Origin of the sequence: Halomonas sp. PGE1 (assembly GCF_013000985.1) — a bacterium.
GTDB lineage: Bacteria > Pseudomonadota > Gammaproteobacteria > Pseudomonadales > Halomonadaceae > Halomonas > Halomonas alkalicola.
Window position 1 is genome coordinate 1,739,676 of sequence record NZ_CP053032.1, and the last position, 17,724, is coordinate 1,757,399.

Genomic DNA, 17,724 nt, shown 5'->3' on the forward strand with positions numbered 1-17,724 from the left:
GGCTCAGATCGCCTTGCGGCGCAGCAGGCCGGTGATCGCCTCGCCGATCAGCACCAGCACCACGATGGCGATCAGGATGGTGGCCACGGTGGGCCAGGCGAAGGTGTCGATGGCGCCCTGCAGCAGCACCCCGATGCCGCCGGCCCCCACCAGCCCCAGCACCGTGGACTCGCGGATGTTGATGTCCCAGCGCAGGATGACGATGGCGAAGAACGCCGGCATCACCTGGGGCACCACGGCATAGGCGATCACCTTCAGTCGCGAGGCCCCGGTGGCCTCCATGGCCTCCACCGGGCGGCGGTCGATCTCCTCGATCGCCTCGCCCATCAGCTTGCCGATGAAGCCGATCGAGCGGAACATGATCGCGAGGATCCCCGCCAGCACCCCGGGGCCGAAGATCGCCACGAACAGCAGGGCCCAGATGATGGTGTTGACCGAGCGGCTCGACACCAGGATGAAGCGCCCCAGCCACAGGCAGAAGCGGTTGGGGGTGGTGTTCTGGGCGGCGATATACGAGACCGGCAGGGCGATGAAGATCGTCAGCAGCGTCGCCAGGGTGGCGATATGCACCGTCTCGAGCATGGCATCGAGGATCACCCCCAGCCGGCTCGGATCCGGCGGCCACATGCGGGCGCCGAGGCTGGAGATCTGGTTGGGGGCATCCCAAACCCAGGGCCAGAAGATGTCGATGTCGCGCACCGCCCAGACGACCCCCATCAGCGTCACCAGCAGCACGGCGTAGCGGATCAGGCGCCCCCTGCGGTCGTAGCGCCGCCAGACGCGGTCGGCCAGGGCATCGGTATGATCTACCATATCTTCTTCCTCACCCAGCCGCTGACGCCCTCGCTGACCAGGATCACCGCGATGATGATCAGCAGGATGGCGAAGGCGAAGTCATAGTCGTAGCGCCCGAAGGCGTTCATCAGGGTGCCGCCGATGCCGCCGGCACCGACGATGCCCACCACCGCCGAGGCGCGCAGGTTGCTGTCGAGCTGGTACATCGAGAGCCCCACCTGGCGAGGCAGGATCTGCGGGAAGACCGCATAGACGAGGGTCGCCAGGTAGCCGGCGCCGGCGGCGCGCATCGCCTCCACCTGACCCCAGTCGATCTCCTCGATCTCCTCGGCGAGCAGCTTGCCGACGAAGCCGATGGAGTAGAGGGTCAGGGTGAGGATCCCCGCCAGCGGGCCGAAGCCCACGGCGGCGACGAACAGGATGGCGACGATCACCGGATGGAAGCTGCGCGACACGATGATCACCGCGCGGCCCACCAGATAGATCGGCAGCGGTGCAATGTTGCGTGCCGCCATCACCGCGAAGGGGATCGACAGTGCCACCCCCAGCAGCGTGGCCAGGATGGCGATCTGGAAGCTCTCCTTGAACCCCGTGAGCAGCAGGGCGCCGCGCTCGAAGCTCGGCGGGAAGCCGCCGCCGAAGATGCGTGCCGCCCGCGGCAGGCCCTCGCTGATGCGCACCCAGTTGAATGGCAGGCTGCCGAAGGCCCAGACGAGATAGGCGATCACCGCGAGCCAGAGGCCATAGCGCAGCCAGGGGTTGGCGATGAACGGCGGCTTGCGCCAGGTTCGGTGCCCCGTCGCGGCGATGTCAGGGCGAGCCATCGGACACCCCCTGGGCGACAGAGCGGGCGGGCGGCGCGGGCGCCTCATCGTCATCCTCGTCCGGCGCCTCGATGCCGCCATAGATGGCGTCCAGGGCCTCCCTGTTGAAGTCGGCGGGGCTCCCGTCGAAGATCATCTTGCCGTGACGCAGCCCGACGATGCGCTCGGTATAGGTCTTGGCCTGCGCCACGTTGTGAATGTTGATGAGCACCGGCAGCGACAGCTCGCTCGCCAGGCTCTGCAGCAGCATCATGATCTGCTCGGAGGTGCGCGGGTCCAGCGAGGCAGTCGGCTCGTCGGCAAGCAGGATCTCGGGCTCCTGCATCAGCGCCCGTACCACGCCGACCCGCTGGCGTTCTCCGCCGGAGAGGGCATCGGCACGCTTGTTGGCATAGTGGGCGATGCCCACCCGCTCCATCAGGGTGAAGGCGCGCTCGATATCGGCCTGGGGGTAGCGGCGGGTCACCGCCTGGAAGAGATTGACATAGCCGAGCCGGCCGGCCAGCACGTTTTCCATCACCGTCAGGCGGTCGATCAGGTTGAAGCCCTGGAAGACCATGCCGATCTTGCGGCGAGCCCGCCGCAGCGCCGCCCCGCGCAGGGTGACAAGCTCGGTGCCATTGAGCCGGATCGAACCCGAGCTGGGCTCCACCAGGCGGTTGATACAGCGCAACATGGTGCTCTTGCCGGCCCCGGAGGCGCCGACGATGGAGACCACGCTGCTGCCCTCCACCACCAGGTCCAGCTCCTTGAGGACCGGCTCGTCACGGCCGTAGCGCTTGACCAGCTTCGAGATTTCCAGCATCGCGACACCTCGCTATAGGGGAGCCACCCCGGCCGCGGGTCGGGGTGGCTCGTTCCGGCTCGGACCGGGGTCCGGCCCTGAGAGACTGGCCAGGATCACTCCTGTTCCAGGCCCTCGCGGGTGTAGCGGACATCATTGGCCGCCTGAATGGTGCGAATGACCTGCCAATGCTCCTGGTAGTTGATGGGGATGAACTTCTCCACGCCCTCGAACTCGTCCCCGAGCGCGGTGCCGGCGAAGTCGAAGGTGAAGAAGGCCTCCTTGATCTTCTCCACCAGGTCGGGGTGCAGGTTGTGGGCGTAGTTGTAGGAGGTGGTGGGGAAGGCGTCGGTCTCGTAGATGATCTTGACCTCCTCCTCGTCATAGAGGCCGCGGGCCGCCATGCGTTCGACCACCTCAGAGGCGACCGGGGCCGCGTCGTAGTCGCGTGCCACCACGCCGAGCATGGACTGGTCGTGACTGCCGGAATAGACCACCTCGTAGTCCTCGTCGGGCACGATGCCGAGCTCGGGGAACAGCGCGCGGGGGGCCAGGTTGCCGGAGTTGGAGGTCGGCGAGGTGTGGGCCACCCGCTTGCCGGCGAGGTCGGTGAGCTCGTTGATGCCCGAATCCACGTGGGTATAGACCTGCAGGGTGTAGCCGAACTGGCCGTCGTCGGAGCCCATCAGTGCGAAGGGCACGGCGCCGGCGAGATTCACGGCAAACGGCGTCGGGCCGGTAGAGAAGCCGGCGATATGCAGGCGTCCGCTGCGCATCGCTTCCACCTGGGCCGAGTTGGACTGCACGGCGAAGAAGCGCACGTTGCGCTCGGTGACCGCTTCGAGATGGTCGATGAAGGGCTGCCAGATGTCGGAGTAGATTGCCGGGTCCTCCACCGGGGTGTAGGCGAAGATCAGGGTGTCCGGATTGGCCCACCGGGACTCGTCGGCGGGCAGGTCGGCGACCATGTCGCCATCCTCATCGCAGAAGAGCGTATCCAGGTCGCCTCGGGGGCAGTCGGCGAGGGCAGGAGCGGCCATCAGCAGGGAGAACGGCAGCAGGGTGGCCGCGGCAAGGGCAGCAAGGGAACTCCGGCTGGTAGCCGAGGCGGGAGCGGGCCGTGACGCGGGCCGGGTAAGCGATGCGGGTTGGGTAACCCTGGGGGCGATATGCATGGCGTGCCTCTCTATTATTGTTGTCGAGCCGGTATTGTTGTCGAGTCGGCATGGCGATGTTCGGAAACCGACATGCCGAGAATTAGCTTGGTTGCTTCCGAAAGATTGCTCCCTCAGCTTGGTTTTGCCGCCGGGCGATGTCAAACACTATACCTACACGGTCAATTGACGACGCCCATGGGCGTGTGCGTCTGGCGCGTCGTCAGGTAGCGGTCGAGCCGTTGACGGTCCCGTTCGCTCAGGCGCATGGCGAGCTTGGTCCGCCGCCACAGGACATCCTCGAGGCCGACCGCCCACTCCCGGTCGACCAGGTAGTCGACCTCCCGGGCGGTGAGGCCGGCGCCGAACGCTTCGCCGAGATCGGCCTCGGCCCGGGCGCCGGCGAGAAACTCGAGGCAGAGAGAGCCATAGGTGCGCGCGAACCGGCGCGCCCGCGCCTCGCCCAGCCAGGGAAACTCCGCGAGCAGCCGCGCCGTGAAATCGGCCTGGCTGCCGATGTCGCCTCCGGGGAGGGGAGCCTTCTCGGTCCAGGCGGGTCCCATCGTCGGTAGGTGCGGGGCCAGCTGCGCCAGGGCGGCCTCGGCGAGCCGGCGGTAGGTCGTCAGCTTGCCGCCGAAGACGCTGAGCAGCGGTGCCCCGCTGGTGTCCAGATGGAGGGTGTAGTCGCGGGTCATGGCGGAGGGGGCGGTCGACTCGTCATCGCACAGCGGCCGGACGCCGGAGAAGGTGCGCAGCACGTCCTTGCGGGCGAGCGGTCGCCGGAAGTGGGCGTTGACGACCCCCAGCAGGTAGTCGATCTCCTCGTCGGTGGCGGTGACCCGGGCCGGATCGCCGTCGTAGCGGCGATCGGTGGTCCCCACCAGGCTGAAGTCCTCCTCCCAGGGGAGCACGAAGACGATGCGCCCGTCCTGGTTCTGCAGGATGTAGGCGCGCTCGTCCTCGTTGAGGCGGGGCACCACCAGGTGGCTGCCCTGGATCATGCGGATGCCATAGCGCGGCTCGCGCGCGAGCCCCTGGCGTATCACCTGCTCCACCCAGGGGCCGGCGGCGTTGACCAGAGCCCGGGCGCGGCGCCGGAAGCGCTCGCCGCTGCCGGCATCCTCCAGCTCCAGCTCCCAGAGCCCCTCCACCTCGCGGGCAGCGATACAGCGGGTGCGGACCAGCACCTCGGCGCCGTGCTCCCGGGCCTGCAGGGCGTTGAGCACCACCAGGCGGGCATCGTCCACCCAGCAGTCGGAGTATTCGAAGCCGCGGGTGATGCTCGGTGCGAGCGGGCTTTGGGCGGTGAAGCGCACGCCGCGGGAGGCGGGAAGCGCTCGGCGTTTGCCCAGATGATCATAGAGGAAGAGGCCGGCGCGAATCATCCAGGCCGGCCGCAGATGGGAGCGGTGGGGGAGCAGGAAGCGCATTGGCCAGATGATATGGGGCGCCTTGGCCATCAGCACCTCGCGCTCGCGCAGCGCCTCGCTCACCAGTCGAAACTCGCGGTGTTCCAGGTAGCGCAGGCCGCCATGGATGAGCTTGCTGCTGGCGGAGGAGGTGGCGCTGGCGAGGTCGCCCTGTTCGCAGAGGCCGACGCGCAGCCCGCGGCCGGCGGCGTCGTTGGCGATGCCGGTGCCGTTGATGCCGCCGCCGATCACCATGAGGTCCAGGGGGGTCATTGTCTCCTCCGATCCATCGCTCGGCGGGGTGGGTGCCGCCTGCTCTTCTGTCGGTTTTTTTCATAAGTGAAAATACGCCACTCGGAAAAGAACATCAATGGGTGGGGATGAACTCTTTCGGGTTCGCTTTCGAGAGCGGGTCGGAGGGCTGGGCTCAGTCGGCGATATGCAGGGCCACGTCGTGGCTCTCCATCAGCTGGCAGATCGACTGGGGGGGGGCGCAGGTCGGTGAAGAGGGCGTGGATCTGGGTGATGTTGCCCTGGCGCACCGAGGGATTGCGGCGGAACTTGGAGTGGTCGGCGGCGAGGTAGACCTGGCGCGAGTTCTGGATGATGGCCTGGGCCACGCGCACCTCCTGGTAGTCGAACTCCAGCAGTGAGCCGTCCTCGTCGATGCCGCTGATACCGATGATGCCGTAGTCCACCTTGAACTGGTTGATGAAGTCGATGGTGGCCTCACCGATGATGCCGCCGTCCCGGGAGCGCACCTGGCCACCGGCGATGATCACGTTGAAGTCCTCCTTGTGCTGTAGGATGGCCGCCACGTTGAGGTTGTTGGTGATCACCTCCAGCTCGCGGTGGTGCTCCAGCAGCGCCTCGGCGATCACCTCATTGCTGGTGCCGATATTGATGAACAGCGATGAGCTGTCGGGGATCTTGCTGGCCAACAGCGCGGCAATGCGGCGCTTGGCCTCGAGGTTGAGGGTCTTGCGAGTGGCATAGGCAGTGTTGACGGTGCTCGACTCGAGCCCCGCGCCGCCGTGGACCCGGCGCAGCAGGCCGTCATTGGCCAGCGCGTTGAGGTCGCGGCGAATGGTCTGAGGGGTGACGCTGAAGTGATCGGTCAGTTGCTCGATGCTGGCATAGCCTTCGCGGCGCACCAGCTCGACGATGGCTTCGTGTCGCTGCTGTTGGTTCATGTCGACTCCCTTTGGCTGGCGGCAGTTTAGGTGATCGGGGCGGCGTCGGCATCGCAGCTGGCGTCATGAGCGACCAAGGTTGTAGAGATTTCCGAACACGCTGCAGTACCCTTGGTGACTATAAGCGAACATTTCTCGACAGGAGCCACCATGGCTGACCTGATACTGGCGATCGATCAAGGCACCACCAGTTCCCGCGCGATCCTGTTCGATCGTGAAGGCGGCAACGTGGCATCGGCACAGCGCGAATTCACCCAGCACTTTCCCCATGATGGCTGGGTGGAGCACGACCCGGAGGAGATCTGGGAGAGCGTGCTCGCCACCTGCCGGGAGGTCATCGACCGGGCCGGCGTCGGCCCCGAGCGGCTGGCCGGGGTGGGCATCACCAACCAGCGCGAGACCGCCCTGCTCTGGGATCGGCAGAGCGGTGAGGTGCTCCACCGCGCCATCGTCTGGCAGGACCGGCGCACCGCCGACGCCTGCCAGGCGCTGCGGGAGGCGGGCCACCTGGAGGCGGTCCAGGCGCGCACCGGTCTCTTGATCGACCCCTATTTCTCGGCCACCAAGCTCGCCTGGCTTCTCGACAACGTGGCGGGGGGCCGGGAGCGGGCCCGGCGCGGCGAGCTCGCCTTCGGCACCGTGGACACCTTCCTGATCTGGCGCCTCACCGGGGGGCGGGTCCACGCCACCGATGCCACCAACGCCTCGCGCACGGCCCTGTTCAATATCCACGAGCAGCGCTGGGATCCGGTGCTGCTCGAGCTGTTCGGTATCCCCGAGGCGCTGCTGCCCGAGGTGAAGGACTCCAGCGACGACTTCGGCACCCTCGAGCGGGAGTGGCTGGGGGCGGAGCCGCCCATCGCCGGAGTGGCCGGGGACCAGCAGGCGGCGCTGGTGGGGCAGGCCTGCTTCCGTCCGGGCATGGGCAAGAGCACCTACGGCACCGGCTGCTTTATGATCGTCAATACCGGCGACACGGCGGCGCTGTCGCGCAACCGCCTGCTGACCACCGTGGCCTATCGCCTGGAAGGACGGCCCACCTACGCCATGGAGGGGAGCATCTTCGTGGCCGGTGCCACGGTGCAGTGGCTGCGGGATGGCCTGCGGCTCTTCGAGAATGCCGCCGAGACCGAGGCCCTGGCGCGCCAGACCCGGGCCGGCCACAGCGTCTACCTGGTGCCGGCCTTCACCGGGCTGGGGGCGCCCCACTGGGACCCCAAGGCCCGCGGCGCCATCTTCGGCCTGACCCGGGACACCGGCATCGCCGAGATCGTCGCCGCCGGCCTCCAGGCGGTCTGCTACCAGACCCGTGACCTGCAGGCCTGCATGAGCGACGACATGGACGCCGCGCCGGACACCCTGCGGGTGGACGGGGGCATGGTGGCCAACAATTGGGTGATGCAGTTTCTGGCCGACATGCTGGGCGTGGCGGTGGATCGCCCCACGGTGCTGGAGACCACGGCACTGGGGGCGGCCTACCTGGCCGGGCTGCGCCTGGGCTGGTACCGGGACCTCGACGAGATCGCCGAGCTCTGGCGCTGCGAGCGGCGATTCACGCCGCAGATGCCCGAGGCGGAGCGGGAGCGACTCTACCGCGGCTGGCAGGAGGCGGTGGAGCGGGTCAAAAGCGAGCGCTGAGTGCTTGCAAAATCTCTGAGGATCGGTAATATATGCATCCGTTGCCGGGGCGAGATGCCTCGGCAATATGCTGCTGAAACAGGACCATAGCTCAGTTGGTTAGAGCGCTACCTTGACATGGTAGAGGTCGGCGGTTCGAATCCGCCTGGTCCTACCAGCATGCATCCACACCAGGACCATAGCTCAGTTGGTTAGAGCGCTACCTTGACATGGTAGAGGTCGGCGGTTCGAATCCGCCTGGTCCTACCAGATTTCGGAACGCCCCCGCAGCCCTGCTGCGGGGGCGTTCTGCCTTTCGTGAGCTCTATTCCTGCCGGTGCGCCCAGGCCGGCGCCAGGTCCGTGTGTGCCACGAACACCGCCACCAGCGACTCGATGCCGGCCTGGTCCGCCGCGCTGAAGCGCCCGCCGCGGGGGCTGTCCAGATCCAGCACGCCCCAGAGGCGATCCGCGACCAGGATGGGGACCACCAGCTCGGCCCTGGAGGCGGCGTCGCAGGCGATATGGTCGGCCACGGCGTGGACGTCGTCGATGCGCTGGGTGGTGCGGGTGCGCGCCGCGGCGCCGCAGACCCCCTTGCTGAAGGGGATGGGGTGGCAGGCGGGCTTGCCCTGGAAGGGGCCGAGGCAGAGGGTCTCCGGCTCGCGCTGCAGGTAGAAGCCGGCCCAGTTGAGCTCGGGAATCTCCTGCATCAGGAAGGCGGCGGTCTGGGCGCTGTTGGTCAGCCAGTCGCGGGTATCGAGGAGTGCGGCGAGCTGGCGGGCGAGCAGGGGATAGTCGACGGTCATCATGGCTCCTGAAATAGAAGGGGCCGGCTAAGGCCGGCCCCTGTTCTTCTCCGTTTTTCTTATTCCCAGCCGGGCACCGCCGCCGGCCCGAACAGCTCGGCCGCCTTGGCCTTCACTTCTTCGGTCTGGTAGCTGCGCACCAGCTGCTGGATCGCCTCGCGCTCCACGTCATCGCCGCGCACCACGATCAGGTTGACGTAGGGGGACTCCGGGCCCTCCTTGATCAGGGCGTCGTCCAGGCTCAGGCCGGCGGGCTGGGCGAAGGTGTTGTTGATGAAGGCCATGTCCACGTCGGGCAGCACGCGGGGGAGCTGGGCGGCCTCGATCTCCCGGAAGCGAAAGCCGCGCGGGTTCTCCACCACGTTGAGCGGGGTGGCCTCGAGGTTTTCCGGGTCGTCCAGCTGGATCAGGCCCTCGTTGTGCATCAGGATCAGCGAGCGACCCTCGTTGGAGGGGTCGTTGGGCAGGGCGATCTGGGCGCGCTCGGGGAGCTCGTCGATGCTGGCGTACTTCTCGGAGTAGGCGCCGATCGGGTAGACGAAGGTGCGCCCGGCGATGGCGAAGTCATAGCCGCGATCGTTGACCATGGCCTGCATGTAGGGCTCGTGCTGGTAGGCGTTGGCGTCCAGGCTGCCGTCGGCGAGTGCCGCGTTGGGGGTCACGTAGTCGGTGAACTCGATGATCTCCACGGTCAGGCCGTACTCGCGCTGGGCGACCTCGGCGGCCACCTGCATCACGTCGGTCTCGGGGCCTGCCACGGTGCCGACCTTGATGCTGTGGTCGTCGGCCAGGGCGCTGCCGGCGCCCAGGGCCAGGCTGGAGGCGAGCAGAGTGCTGATCACTGTCTTGCGCATGGGAAGGGTCTCCTCGGGTGGTGTGACGATAGTATAGGAATAAAAACCCTGGTTTTAATACTTTTTTGCTATCACGCCTACTTGTGGTCGCTCTTGCGGACCAGATAGTCCCCCAGGCTCTGGAAGCCCTGCACCATCACCACGAGGATCGCCACGGTGATCAGCATGACGGTGGGGTTGAAGCGATTGTAGCCGTAGCGGATCCCCAGGTCGCCCAGGCCCCCGCCCCCCACGGCGCCGGCCATGGCCGAGTAGCTGACCAGGGTGACCACGGTGACGGTCATCGCCGTGAAGATGCCGCCGCGGGCCTCGGGCAGCAGCACCCGGGTGATGATCTGCCAGGGGGTGGCGCCCATGGACTGGGCGGCCTCCACCAGGCCCGGGTTGATCTCGTTCAGCGCGCCCTCCACCAGGCGGGCGATAAAGGGAATGGCGGCGATGGTCAGCGGCACGGCGGCGGCGTTGGTGCCGATGGAGGTGCCCACCAGCATGCGGGTGAAGGGGATGATCGCCACCATCAGGATAATGAAGGGGATCGAGCGGCCGATATTGGTGACGATGCCGAGCACGCCGTTGACCGCCGGCTGGGCCAGCACCTGGCCGGGACGCGTCACATAGAGCAGCACCCCGAGCGGGATGCCCACCAGGGCCGAGATCACCCCGGAGACGGCCACCATATAGAGGGTGTCCAGGGTAGCCCGGAGGATCAGGTCAATCATCGCGCTGGACATGGCCAAGCACCTCCACGTGCAGATCATGGGATTCGAGATAGTCGATGGCCGTGCGGGTCTGCTCCGCTGGGCCCATCAGCTCGGCGATCATCAGGCCGAGGGTGCGCTCCTGGATCGACTCCACCTTGGCCTGCAGGATGCTGACGTCGACGCCGCACTCCCGGGCAAGCCGCGAGATCAGCGGCGTGGAGACGGCGTCGCCGGAGAAGGCCAGGCGCACCACCGGATGGGTGTGCTCGCCGGGGCTCTCCTCGAGGCGTTCGATCAGCGCCCGGGGCGGCTCCAGCTTGAGGAAGTCGTTGAGGAACTCGCGGCCGAGCCGGGTGCGCGGGGCGGTGAAGAAGTCGCCCACCTCGGCCTCCTCCACCAGCTCGCCGCCGGAGATCAGGCTGACCCGGTGGCAGATCGACTTGACCACCTCCATCTCGTGGGTGATCAGCAGAATGGTCAGGCCGAGCTTCTGGTTGATGTCCCGCAGCAGCGCCAGGATCGAGGCGGTGGTCTGAGGGTCGAGGGCCGAGGTGGCCTCGTCGCAGAGCAGCACCTTGGGGCGGCTGGCCAGCGCCCGGGCGATGGCCACCCGCTGCTTCTGGCCGCCGGAGAGCTGGGCCGGATACTGGTTCGCCTTGTCGGCCAGGCCCACCAGCTCCAGCAGCGGCGTGATCCGCTCGCGGATCTCGGCGCGCCTCATGCCCATCAGCTCCAGGGGCAGGGCCACGTTGGCGAATACCGTGCGGTTGGTGAGCAGGTTGAAGTGCTGGAAGATCATGCCCATGCCGTGGCGCGCCTGGTTGAGCGCCTGGCGGGAGAGGCCGGTGAGCTCCTGGCCGTCCACGGTGACGGTGCCGGTGGTGGGGCGCTCGAGCAGGTTGACGCAGCGAATCAGGGTCGACTTGCCGGCGCCGGAGAGGCCGATCACGCCGTGAATCTGGCCGGCGGGCACGTGGAAGTCGATATTCTTGAGCGCCTCTATGGTCCGAGCGGGGCTGCCGCGTCGCCCTTTCAGCGCATAGGTCTTGGATACGTTATGGAGTCGAATCATCGGAAGCACCGCAAGCGGGGCGCCGGGGCGGGCGGTGCAGCCAGGGTAAAAAAAGGCCACCCTTGCGGGTGGCCATCAACGCTGGACACACCCTTTTAGCTGCACTTCACGCGGTGGCACGGCCCGGAAGGGCGTGTCGCCGCGCTGGCGCCCGCAAGCCGGGTACAAATCGGCGCCGTTCAATGTAGCGGGGAAGCTTAGGTGCGGCGGGCGTGGCTGTCAATCGCCCTGGGTGTTGTTGTGGTCGTCCCGCTCATTAGGCAGGACAATTTCCTGTTTTCTCGTGTTTGGTAGGTGAAAGCGCTGGTGTGCCGGGTGCCGGCGTGGACGCCTCGGGTGGGATTTCTCTACACTCTGTGCCCTTGCCCCTGCGGGGGTCCAGCTGCAGTCGAGGAGACGCCATGTTCACGGGTATCGTTCAGGGCACCGCCGAGGTGGTCGCCATCGAAGAGGCCGAGCAGTTTCGCACCCATATCCTGGTCCTGCCCGAGGCGCTGCGCCAGGGGCTCGAGATCGGGGCCTCGGTGGCCCACAACGGGGTCTGCCTCACGGTCACGGCCATCGACGGCGAGCGGGTCAGCTTCGACCTGATGCGCGAGACCCTGCGGGTGACCAACCTTGGTGCAGTCGAGGTGGGCAGCCGCGTCAATATCGAGCGGGCGGCCCGCTTCGGCGACGAGATCGGCGGCCATGCCATGTCGGGCCACGTGATGGCGGTGGCCGAGCTGGTCGAGCTCGACGAGGCGCCCAACAATCGCCGGCTGTGGTTCGAGCTGCCCCATGCGCTGGGGCGCTTCCTGTTTGACAAGGGCTACATCGGCGTCGACGGCATCAGCCTGACCATCGGCGAGGTGCGCCCGGCCACCGCGGCCCACGGGCCCCGCTTTTGCGTCAACCTGATCCCCGAGACCCTGGCGCGCACCACCCTGATCGACCGGGTGCCGGGGGACAGCGTCAACGTCGAGATCGACCCCCAGACCCAGGCCATCGTCGAGACCGTGGAGCGGGTGCTGGCCGCCCGGGGGATCTGAGCCTGGCGGTGGCTTGACCGCTCCGTCAGGTCTGCGTTGGTGGCACGGCTGGCGTCTGGCCCGGTCTTTGCTTATACAGTGTGAAGAGTAGTGTGAAGAGCACTGTGAACAGTGCGAGTCAGCGGCCTTCCGGTCTCTCGCATCCCGACGGGGATGCGGGTACCATAGGCCGCTTTTCTCGTGACCCTTCTCGCCCCCCAGGGACCGTCGCCACGTCCAAGCGCGCAGGAATGAGCCCCATGAAGAGCCTGATCGACAAGCAGTTCAAGCTGTCCGAGCACAACACCAGCATCAAGACCGAGGTCATCGCCGGGATCACCACCTTCCTGACCATGGCCTACATCATCTTCGTCAACCCCAGCATCCTCTCCGAGGCCGGCATGGACTATGGCGCGGTCTTCGTCGCCACCTGCCTGGCCGCCGCCATCGGCTGTCTGATCATGGGGCTCTGGGCCAACTACCCGATTGCCCAGGCGCCGGGCATGGGGCTCAACGCCTTCTTCACCTACGGGGTGGTGCTGGGCATGGGCTACACCTGGGAGGCGGCGCTCGGCGCGGTCTTCTTCTCCGGCTTCTGTTTCTTCCTGCTCAGCATCTTCAAGGTGCGCGAGTGGATCATCCACTCGATCCCGCTCTCCCTGCGCCTGGGCATCGCCGCGGGCATCGGCCTCTTCCTGGCCATGATCGCGCTGAAGAACGCCGGCATCGTGGTCTCCAATCCGGCCACCTATGTGGCGCTGGGGGATCTCTCCCAGCCCGCCGCCATCTACGCCCTGCTGGGCTTCTTCGTGATCACGGCCCTGGCCTACCTGAAGGTGACCGGAGCGGTGATGATCGGCATCCTCGGCATCACCGTGGCTGCCATGCTGTTTGGCCATAACGAATATGGCGGCATCATGTCCATGCCGCCCTCCATCGCGCCCACCTTCATGGCGCTGGACCTGTGGGGCGCGCTGGATATCGCCATGCTCAGCGTGATCTTCGCCTTTCTCTTCGTCGACCTCTTCGACACCTCCGGCACCCTGGTGGGCGTGGCCCATCGCGGCAAGCTGCTCGACAAGGACGGCAAGCTGCCGCGCCTCGGTCGCGCCATGATGGCCGACAGCGGCGCCTCCATGGCCGGTGCGGTGCTTGGCACCTCCACCACCACCAGCTACATCGAGTCCACCGCGGGCATCGCCTCCGGCGGGCGTACCGGCCTGACCGCCGTGGTGGTCGCCGCGCTGTTCCTGATCAGCCTCTTCTTCGCCCCGCTGGCGGGCTCCATTCCGGCCTACGCCACCGCCGGCGCGCTGCTCTACGTGGCGGTGCTGATGGCCGGCAGCCTGGCCCACGCCAACTGGGAGGATCCCACCGACGCCGCGCCGGTGCTGATCGCCGCCCTGGCCATGCCGCTGACCTTCTCGATCGCCGAGGGCATCGCCCTGGGCTTCATCAGCTATGCGGCGATCAAGGCGCTCTCCGGGCGCTTCAAGGACCTCAATCCGGCGGTAGTCGTGCTGGCGCTGCTGTTCGCGCTGAAGTTCCTGTTCCTCGACTGATCCTCGACCACCGATTGCACCCACTCACCGAGACCCGTATCGATGAGCATCTACGGCGACTACATCAAGTCCGTCATCCGCACCGTCCCCGACTGGCCGCAGCCGGGGGTCAACTTCCGCGACATCACGCCGCTGCTGCAGAACAGCGCGGCCTTTCGCAAGCTGGTCGACAGCTTCGTGCACCGCTACCAGGAGATGGAGATCGATGCCGTCGCCGCCATCGACGCCCGCGGCTTCATCGTCGGGGCGCCGTTGGCCTACGAGCTCGGCTGCAGCTTCGTGCCGGTGCGCAAGAAGGGCAAGCTGCCGTTCCGTACCATCAGTGAGACCTACACCCTGGAGTACGGCGAGGCCGAGGTGGAGCTCCACTCCGACGCCTTCAAGCAGGGCGATCGCATCCTGATCGTCGATGACCTCATCGCCACCGGCGGTACCATGCTGGCCGCCGCCAAGCTGATCACCCGCAGCGGCGGCCAGGTGGTGGAGACCGCCACCATCGTCGACCTGCCGGATCTCGGCGGCTCTGCGCGCATCCGCGAGGCGGGCTTCAACGTCTTCGCCGTCTGTTCCTTCACCGAGGACGAGTGACCTCATGAGCAGCAACCGCTACCACAAGCACTTCACCGTCTCCTGGGACCAGCTGCATCGCGATGTCCGCGAGCTCTGCCACCAACTGGTGGAGCGCGACTTCAAGGGCATCGTCGCCATCACCCGCGGCGGGCTGATCCCTGCGGCCCTGATCGCTCGTGAGCTCAACGTCCGCCTGATCGATACCGTCTGCATCAAGAGCTACGACCATATGGACCAGGGCGGCCTCGACGTCATGAAGGGCGTCGACCATGACGGCGACGGCTGGCTGCTGGTCGACGACCTGGTGGACACCGGCAAGACCGCCCGCAAGGTGCGCGAGCTGCTGCCGAAGGCGCACTTCGTCACCGTCTATGCCAAGCCGGAGGGGCGTCCGCTGGTGGACCAGTACCTCACCGAGGTGGCGCAGGACTGCTGGATCCAGTTTCCCTGGGACATGGGCGTGGCCTACGTCGAGCCCCTGGCCGACCAGGTCAAGCGCTGAGACGCGAGGAGGGCAGGGATGGCGGCACCGCTTCCCGATAGCTGGCAGCAGTGGCTGGGCGAGGAGTTCCAGGCGCCCTACATGCAGTCGCTTCGCGACTTCCTGGCCGCCGAGAAGGCGGCCAGGAAGGTGATCTATCCCCACTCCGTCGACTGGTTCCGGGCCTTCGAGCTCACGCCCCTGCCGTCCGTGAAGGTGGTGATCCTCGGCCAGGACCCCTACCACGGCCCCGGCCAGGCCCATGGCCTGTGCTTCTCGGTGAAGCCGGGGGTGCGCATTCCGCCGTCGCTGGCCAACATCTACAAGGAGCTGGCCACCGACGTCGGCTTCCGCCCGGTGGCCCACGGCCACCTGGAGCACTGGGCGCGCCAGGGGGTGCTGCTGCTCAACACCTCGCTGACCGTGGAGGAGGGCAATGCCGGCTCCCACCGCGGGCGCGGCTGGGAGACCTTCACCGACCGCGCCATCGCCACGGTCAGCGAGCACGGCGAGCCCACGGTGTTCCTGCTGTGGGGCAGCCACGCCCGCCAGAAGAGGACGCTGATCGATGCCAGCCGGCACCTGGTGCTGGAGTCGCCGCACCCCTCGCCGCTCTCCGCCCATCGCGGCTTCTTCGGCAACCACCACTTCTCCCGGGCCAACGCTTTCCTGGTCGAGCACGGGCGCACCCCCCATCGACTGGCAGCTGCCCGAGGTGCCCTGAGCCGCCTACACCTCGAGGCGGGATGCGGGTAGAATGGCCGTCAATTTACCGGCCGGGTCCATGCGACCAAGGTCGGTATCGTCTCCCGCCGCCCCGAAGAGTGAAGAGGTTCCGCCCATGAGCGTCCATGCCATCCAGCACCCCCTGGTCCAGCACAAGTTGGGTCTGATGCGTGAAGCCGGCATCAGCACCAAGAGTTTCCGTGAGCTGGCCGGCGAGCTGGCCAAGCTGCTCACCTACGAGGCGACCAAGGATCTCGAGCTCGAGGTTCAGGAGATCGACGGCTGGAGCGGCAACAAGATCCCCGTGAACCTGCTCAAGGGCAAGAAGGTCACCATCGTGCCGATCCTGCGCGCCGGCCTCGGCATGCTCGACGGCGTCACCGACCTGATCCCCAGCGCCAGGATCAGCGTGGTGGGACTCTACCGAGACGAGGAGACCCTCGAGCCGGTGCCCTATTTCGCCAAGTTCGCGAACGACCTCGACGAGCGCCTGGCCATCGTCATCGATCCCATGCTGGCCACCGGGGGCACCATGGTGGCGACCCTGGACATGCTGCGCGAGCGCGGCTGCAAGCAGATGAAGGTGATCGTGCTGGTGGCGGCGCCCGAAGGGATCAAGCGGGTCCAGGACGCCTACCCGGACATCGAGATCTACACCGCCGGCGTCGACGAGCGTCTCGATGAGCACGGCTATATCGTGCCCGGCCTGGGTGATGCCGGCGACAAGATCTTCGGTACCCGCTGAGTCCTTTCCCATCGCCATCGCGCCCCTGAGCCCTCGCGCCAGGGGCGTTTTTTCGGAGAACTGTCATGACTGACACCTCAGCGGCCGCCCACCCCGCGGCCGAATCGCTGCCCCGTACCCTGCTCACCGGGGCGCAGATGCTCTTCGTGGCCTTCGGCGCCCTGGTACTGGTGCCGCTGCTCACTGGGCTTGACCCCAGCGTGGCGCTCTTCACCGCCGGCGTGGGGACCCTGGTGTTCCACGGCGTGACCCGGGTCACCGTGCCGGTCTTCCTGGCCTCGTCGTTCGCCTTCATCGCCCCCATCCAGGGCTCGGTGGTCAACTTCGGCATCCCGGCCACCATGGGCGGCCTGATGGCCGCGGGCCTGGTCTACGTGGCGATCTCCCAGGCCGTGCGCCTCAAGGGCACCGCCTGGCTGCATCGGCTGCTGCCGGCCGTGGTGGTGGGACCGGTGATCATGGTGATCGGCCTGGCGCTGGCGCCGGTGGCGGTCAGCATGGCCACCGGCGAGACCAGCGACAACATCGGCTATGCCCCGGCGATCTTCCTCTCCATGACCAGCCTGCTGGTGACGCTGGTGCTAGCGGTGTTCGGCCGCGGCCTGATCCGCCTGATCCCGATCATGGGCGGCATCGTCACCGGCTATGTGCTGGCGCTTGCGATGGGCATGGTGGACTTCACGCCGGTGCGCGAGGCGGCCTGGCTATCGATCCCGGCGTTCACCGCGCCGAGCTTCCACTGGGCGGCGATCCTCTTCATGATCCCGGTGGCCATTGCGCCGGCGGTGGAGCATATCGGCGACATGGTGGCCATCGGCTCGGTGACGCGCAAGAACTACCTGGAGAAGCCCGGCCTGCACCGCACCCTGCTGGGCGATGGCCTGGCCACCACCACCGCGGCGCTGTTCGGCGGTCCGCCCAACACCACCTACTCCGAGGTGACCGGGGCGGTGACCCTGACCCGCGCCTTCAATCCGAAGTACATGGTGGTGGCGGCCTGTCTCGCCATCGGCCTGGCTTTCGTGGCCAAGCTCGGCGCCCTGCTGCAGACCATCCCGGGTCCGGTGATGGGCGGCATCATGACCCTGCTGTTCGGCTCCATCGCCGTGGTGGGCATGAACACCCTGGTGCGCGCCGGCCATTCGCTGACCGCGCCGCGCAACCTGGTGGTGATCTCGCTGATCCTGGTCTTCGGCATCGGCGGCATGCAGTTCGGCGGCGGCCAGTTCACCCTGCAGGGGGTGAGCCTCGCCGCCCTGGTGGGCATCGTGCTCAACTGGGTGCTGCCGCGCGCCGAAGAGGACGAGTAGGCGGCAAGTCCGCCGGTCTGTCGTCGGGCTTTACCGGCGGCAGGCCCCGGGGCGCCGGACCGTCGAGGAGGCGCTGTAAATACTTCCCTGTACGCTACCTCGGCCGTCC

At 67.3% G+C, this 17,724-nt stretch carries 16 protein-coding genes, 2 tRNA genes and 2 pseudogenes; 10 read left to right on the plus strand and 10 right to left on the minus strand.

What is annotated here, in order from left to right; genetic code table 11:
* Positions 1 to 3 precede the first annotated feature (3 nt).
* The 6 genes and pseudogenes from phnE (HIR79_RS08215) to HIR79_RS08240 all read right to left on the minus strand — a co-directional run bounded on the left by phnE (HIR79_RS08215) (position 4) and on the right by HIR79_RS08240 (position 6,159).
* Complete coding sequence (gene phnE / locus HIR79_RS08215; RefSeq protein ID WP_169957954.1) at positions 4 to 813, minus strand: phosphonate ABC transporter, permease protein PhnE; 810 nt, start codon at positions 811 to 813, stop codon at positions 4 to 6.
* Complete coding sequence (gene phnE, locus HIR79_RS08220) at positions 807 to 1,619, minus strand: phosphonate ABC transporter, permease protein PhnE (protein ID WP_169957955.1); 813 nt, start codon at positions 1,617 to 1,619, stop codon at positions 807 to 809. The genes phnE (HIR79_RS08215) and phnE (HIR79_RS08220) overlap by 7 nt, the downstream gene beginning before the upstream one ends.
* Positions 1,606 to 2,424, minus strand: a complete 819-nt coding sequence (gene phnC, locus HIR79_RS08225) for a phosphonate ABC transporter ATP-binding protein (protein ID WP_169957956.1) — start codon at positions 2,422 to 2,424, stop codon at positions 1,606 to 1,608. The genes phnE (HIR79_RS08220) and phnC overlap by 14 nt, the downstream gene beginning before the upstream one ends.
* A 95-nt stretch (positions 2,425 to 2,519) precedes the next feature.
* A complete protein-coding gene (gene phnD / locus HIR79_RS08230) occupies positions 2,520 to 3,443 on the minus strand; it encodes a phosphate/phosphite/phosphonate ABC transporter substrate-binding protein (RefSeq protein WP_302143083.1) in 924 nt (307 codons plus the stop codon).
* Positions 3,444 to 3,739: 296 nt separating this feature from the next.
* Positions 3,740 to 5,239 carry a glycerol-3-phosphate dehydrogenase gene (gene glpD / locus HIR79_RS08235; protein WP_169957957.1) on the minus strand — a complete coding sequence of 500 codons (1,500 nt, stop codon included), beginning with the start codon at positions 5,237 to 5,239 and terminating at the stop codon, positions 3,740 to 3,742.
* 154 nt (positions 5,240 to 5,393) lie between these two features.
* Positions 5,394 to 6,159 (minus strand): annotated as a pseudogene (locus tag HIR79_RS08240) (DeoR/GlpR family transcriptional regulator).
* 150 nt (positions 6,160 to 6,309) lie between these two features.
* Here HIR79_RS08240 and glpK point away from each other — a divergent pair.
* The 3 genes from glpK to HIR79_RS08255 all read left to right on the plus strand — a co-directional run bounded on the left by glpK (position 6,310) and on the right by HIR79_RS08255 (position 8,046).
* On the plus strand, positions 6,310 to 7,797 hold the full coding sequence (gene glpK / locus HIR79_RS08245; protein ID WP_169957958.1) for a glycerol kinase GlpK: 1,488 nt from the start codon (positions 6,310 to 6,312) through the stop codon (positions 7,795 to 7,797).
* An 80-nt stretch (positions 7,798 to 7,877) separates the two neighbouring features.
* Positions 7,878 to 7,954: transfer RNA gene (locus HIR79_RS08250), tRNA-Val, on the plus strand.
* Between the two features lie 15 nt (positions 7,955 to 7,969).
* A tRNA-Val gene (locus HIR79_RS08255) sits at positions 7,970 to 8,046 on the plus strand.
* Between the two features lie 55 nt (positions 8,047 to 8,101).
* On the opposite strand, the gene msrC is transcribed toward HIR79_RS08255, so the two are convergent.
* The 4 genes from msrC to HIR79_RS08275 all read right to left on the minus strand — a co-directional run bounded on the left by msrC (position 8,102) and on the right by HIR79_RS08275 (position 11,211).
* Positions 8,102 to 8,587 carry a free L-methionine (R)-S-oxide reductase MsrC gene (gene msrC / locus HIR79_RS08260; protein ID WP_169957959.1) on the minus strand — a complete coding sequence of 162 codons (486 nt, stop codon included), beginning with the start codon at positions 8,585 to 8,587 and terminating at the stop codon, positions 8,102 to 8,104.
* A 56-nt stretch (positions 8,588 to 8,643) separates the two neighbouring features.
* Positions 8,644 to 9,438: a MetQ/NlpA family ABC transporter substrate-binding protein gene (locus HIR79_RS08265; RefSeq protein WP_169957960.1), complete on the minus strand. Its 795-nt coding sequence runs from the start codon at positions 9,436 to 9,438 to the stop codon at positions 8,644 to 8,646.
* A gap of 77 nt (positions 9,439 to 9,515) precedes the next feature.
* Complete coding sequence (locus tag HIR79_RS08270) at positions 9,516 to 10,169, minus strand: methionine ABC transporter permease (RefSeq protein WP_169957961.1); 654 nt, start codon at positions 10,167 to 10,169, stop codon at positions 9,516 to 9,518.
* Positions 10,150 to 11,211, minus strand: coding sequence for a methionine ABC transporter ATP-binding protein (locus tag HIR79_RS08275; protein ID WP_169957962.1), 1,062 nt, complete (start codon positions 11,209 to 11,211; stop codon positions 10,150 to 10,152). Before HIR79_RS08275 ends, HIR79_RS08270 begins: the two co-directional genes overlap by 20 nt.
* 401 nt (positions 11,212 to 11,612) lie before the next feature.
* On the opposite strand from HIR79_RS08275, the gene HIR79_RS08280 reads away from it, so the two are divergent.
* The 7 genes and pseudogenes from HIR79_RS08280 (at position 11,613) to HIR79_RS08310 (ending at position 17,615) form a co-directional block, all read left to right on the plus strand.
* Positions 11,613 to 12,242, plus strand: coding sequence for a riboflavin synthase subunit alpha (locus HIR79_RS08280; protein ID WP_169957963.1), 630 nt, complete (start codon positions 11,613 to 11,615; stop codon positions 12,240 to 12,242).
* 239 nt (positions 12,243 to 12,481) lie between these two features.
* Positions 12,482 to 13,783: an NCS2 family permease gene (locus HIR79_RS08285; RefSeq protein WP_169957964.1), complete on the plus strand. Its 1,302-nt coding sequence runs from the start codon at positions 12,482 to 12,484 to the stop codon at positions 13,781 to 13,783.
* A 42-nt stretch (positions 13,784 to 13,825) separates the two neighbouring features.
* Positions 13,826 to 14,371: an adenine phosphoribosyltransferase gene (locus tag HIR79_RS08290; protein ID WP_169957965.1), complete on the plus strand. Its 546-nt coding sequence runs from the start codon at positions 13,826 to 13,828 to the stop codon at positions 14,369 to 14,371.
* Positions 14,372 to 14,375: 4 nt separating this feature from the next.
* Positions 14,376 to 14,855, plus strand: coding sequence for a xanthine phosphoribosyltransferase (gene gpt / locus HIR79_RS08295; RefSeq protein ID WP_169957966.1), 480 nt, complete (start codon positions 14,376 to 14,378; stop codon positions 14,853 to 14,855).
* A gap of 18 nt (positions 14,856 to 14,873) precedes the next feature.
* A pseudogene (gene ung / locus HIR79_RS08300) lies at positions 14,874 to 15,558 on the plus strand (uracil-DNA glycosylase).
* A 117-nt stretch (positions 15,559 to 15,675) separates the two neighbouring features.
* Positions 15,676 to 16,305: a uracil phosphoribosyltransferase gene (upp, locus tag HIR79_RS08305; RefSeq protein WP_119022969.1), complete on the plus strand. Its 630-nt coding sequence runs from the start codon at positions 15,676 to 15,678 to the stop codon at positions 16,303 to 16,305.
* A gap of 65 nt (positions 16,306 to 16,370) precedes the next feature.
* Entirely contained in the window at positions 16,371 to 17,615 is a 1,245-nt protein-coding gene (locus HIR79_RS08310) for a uracil-xanthine permease family protein (protein ID WP_169957967.1), read from the plus strand.
* Positions 17,616 to 17,724: the final 109 nt, after the last annotated feature.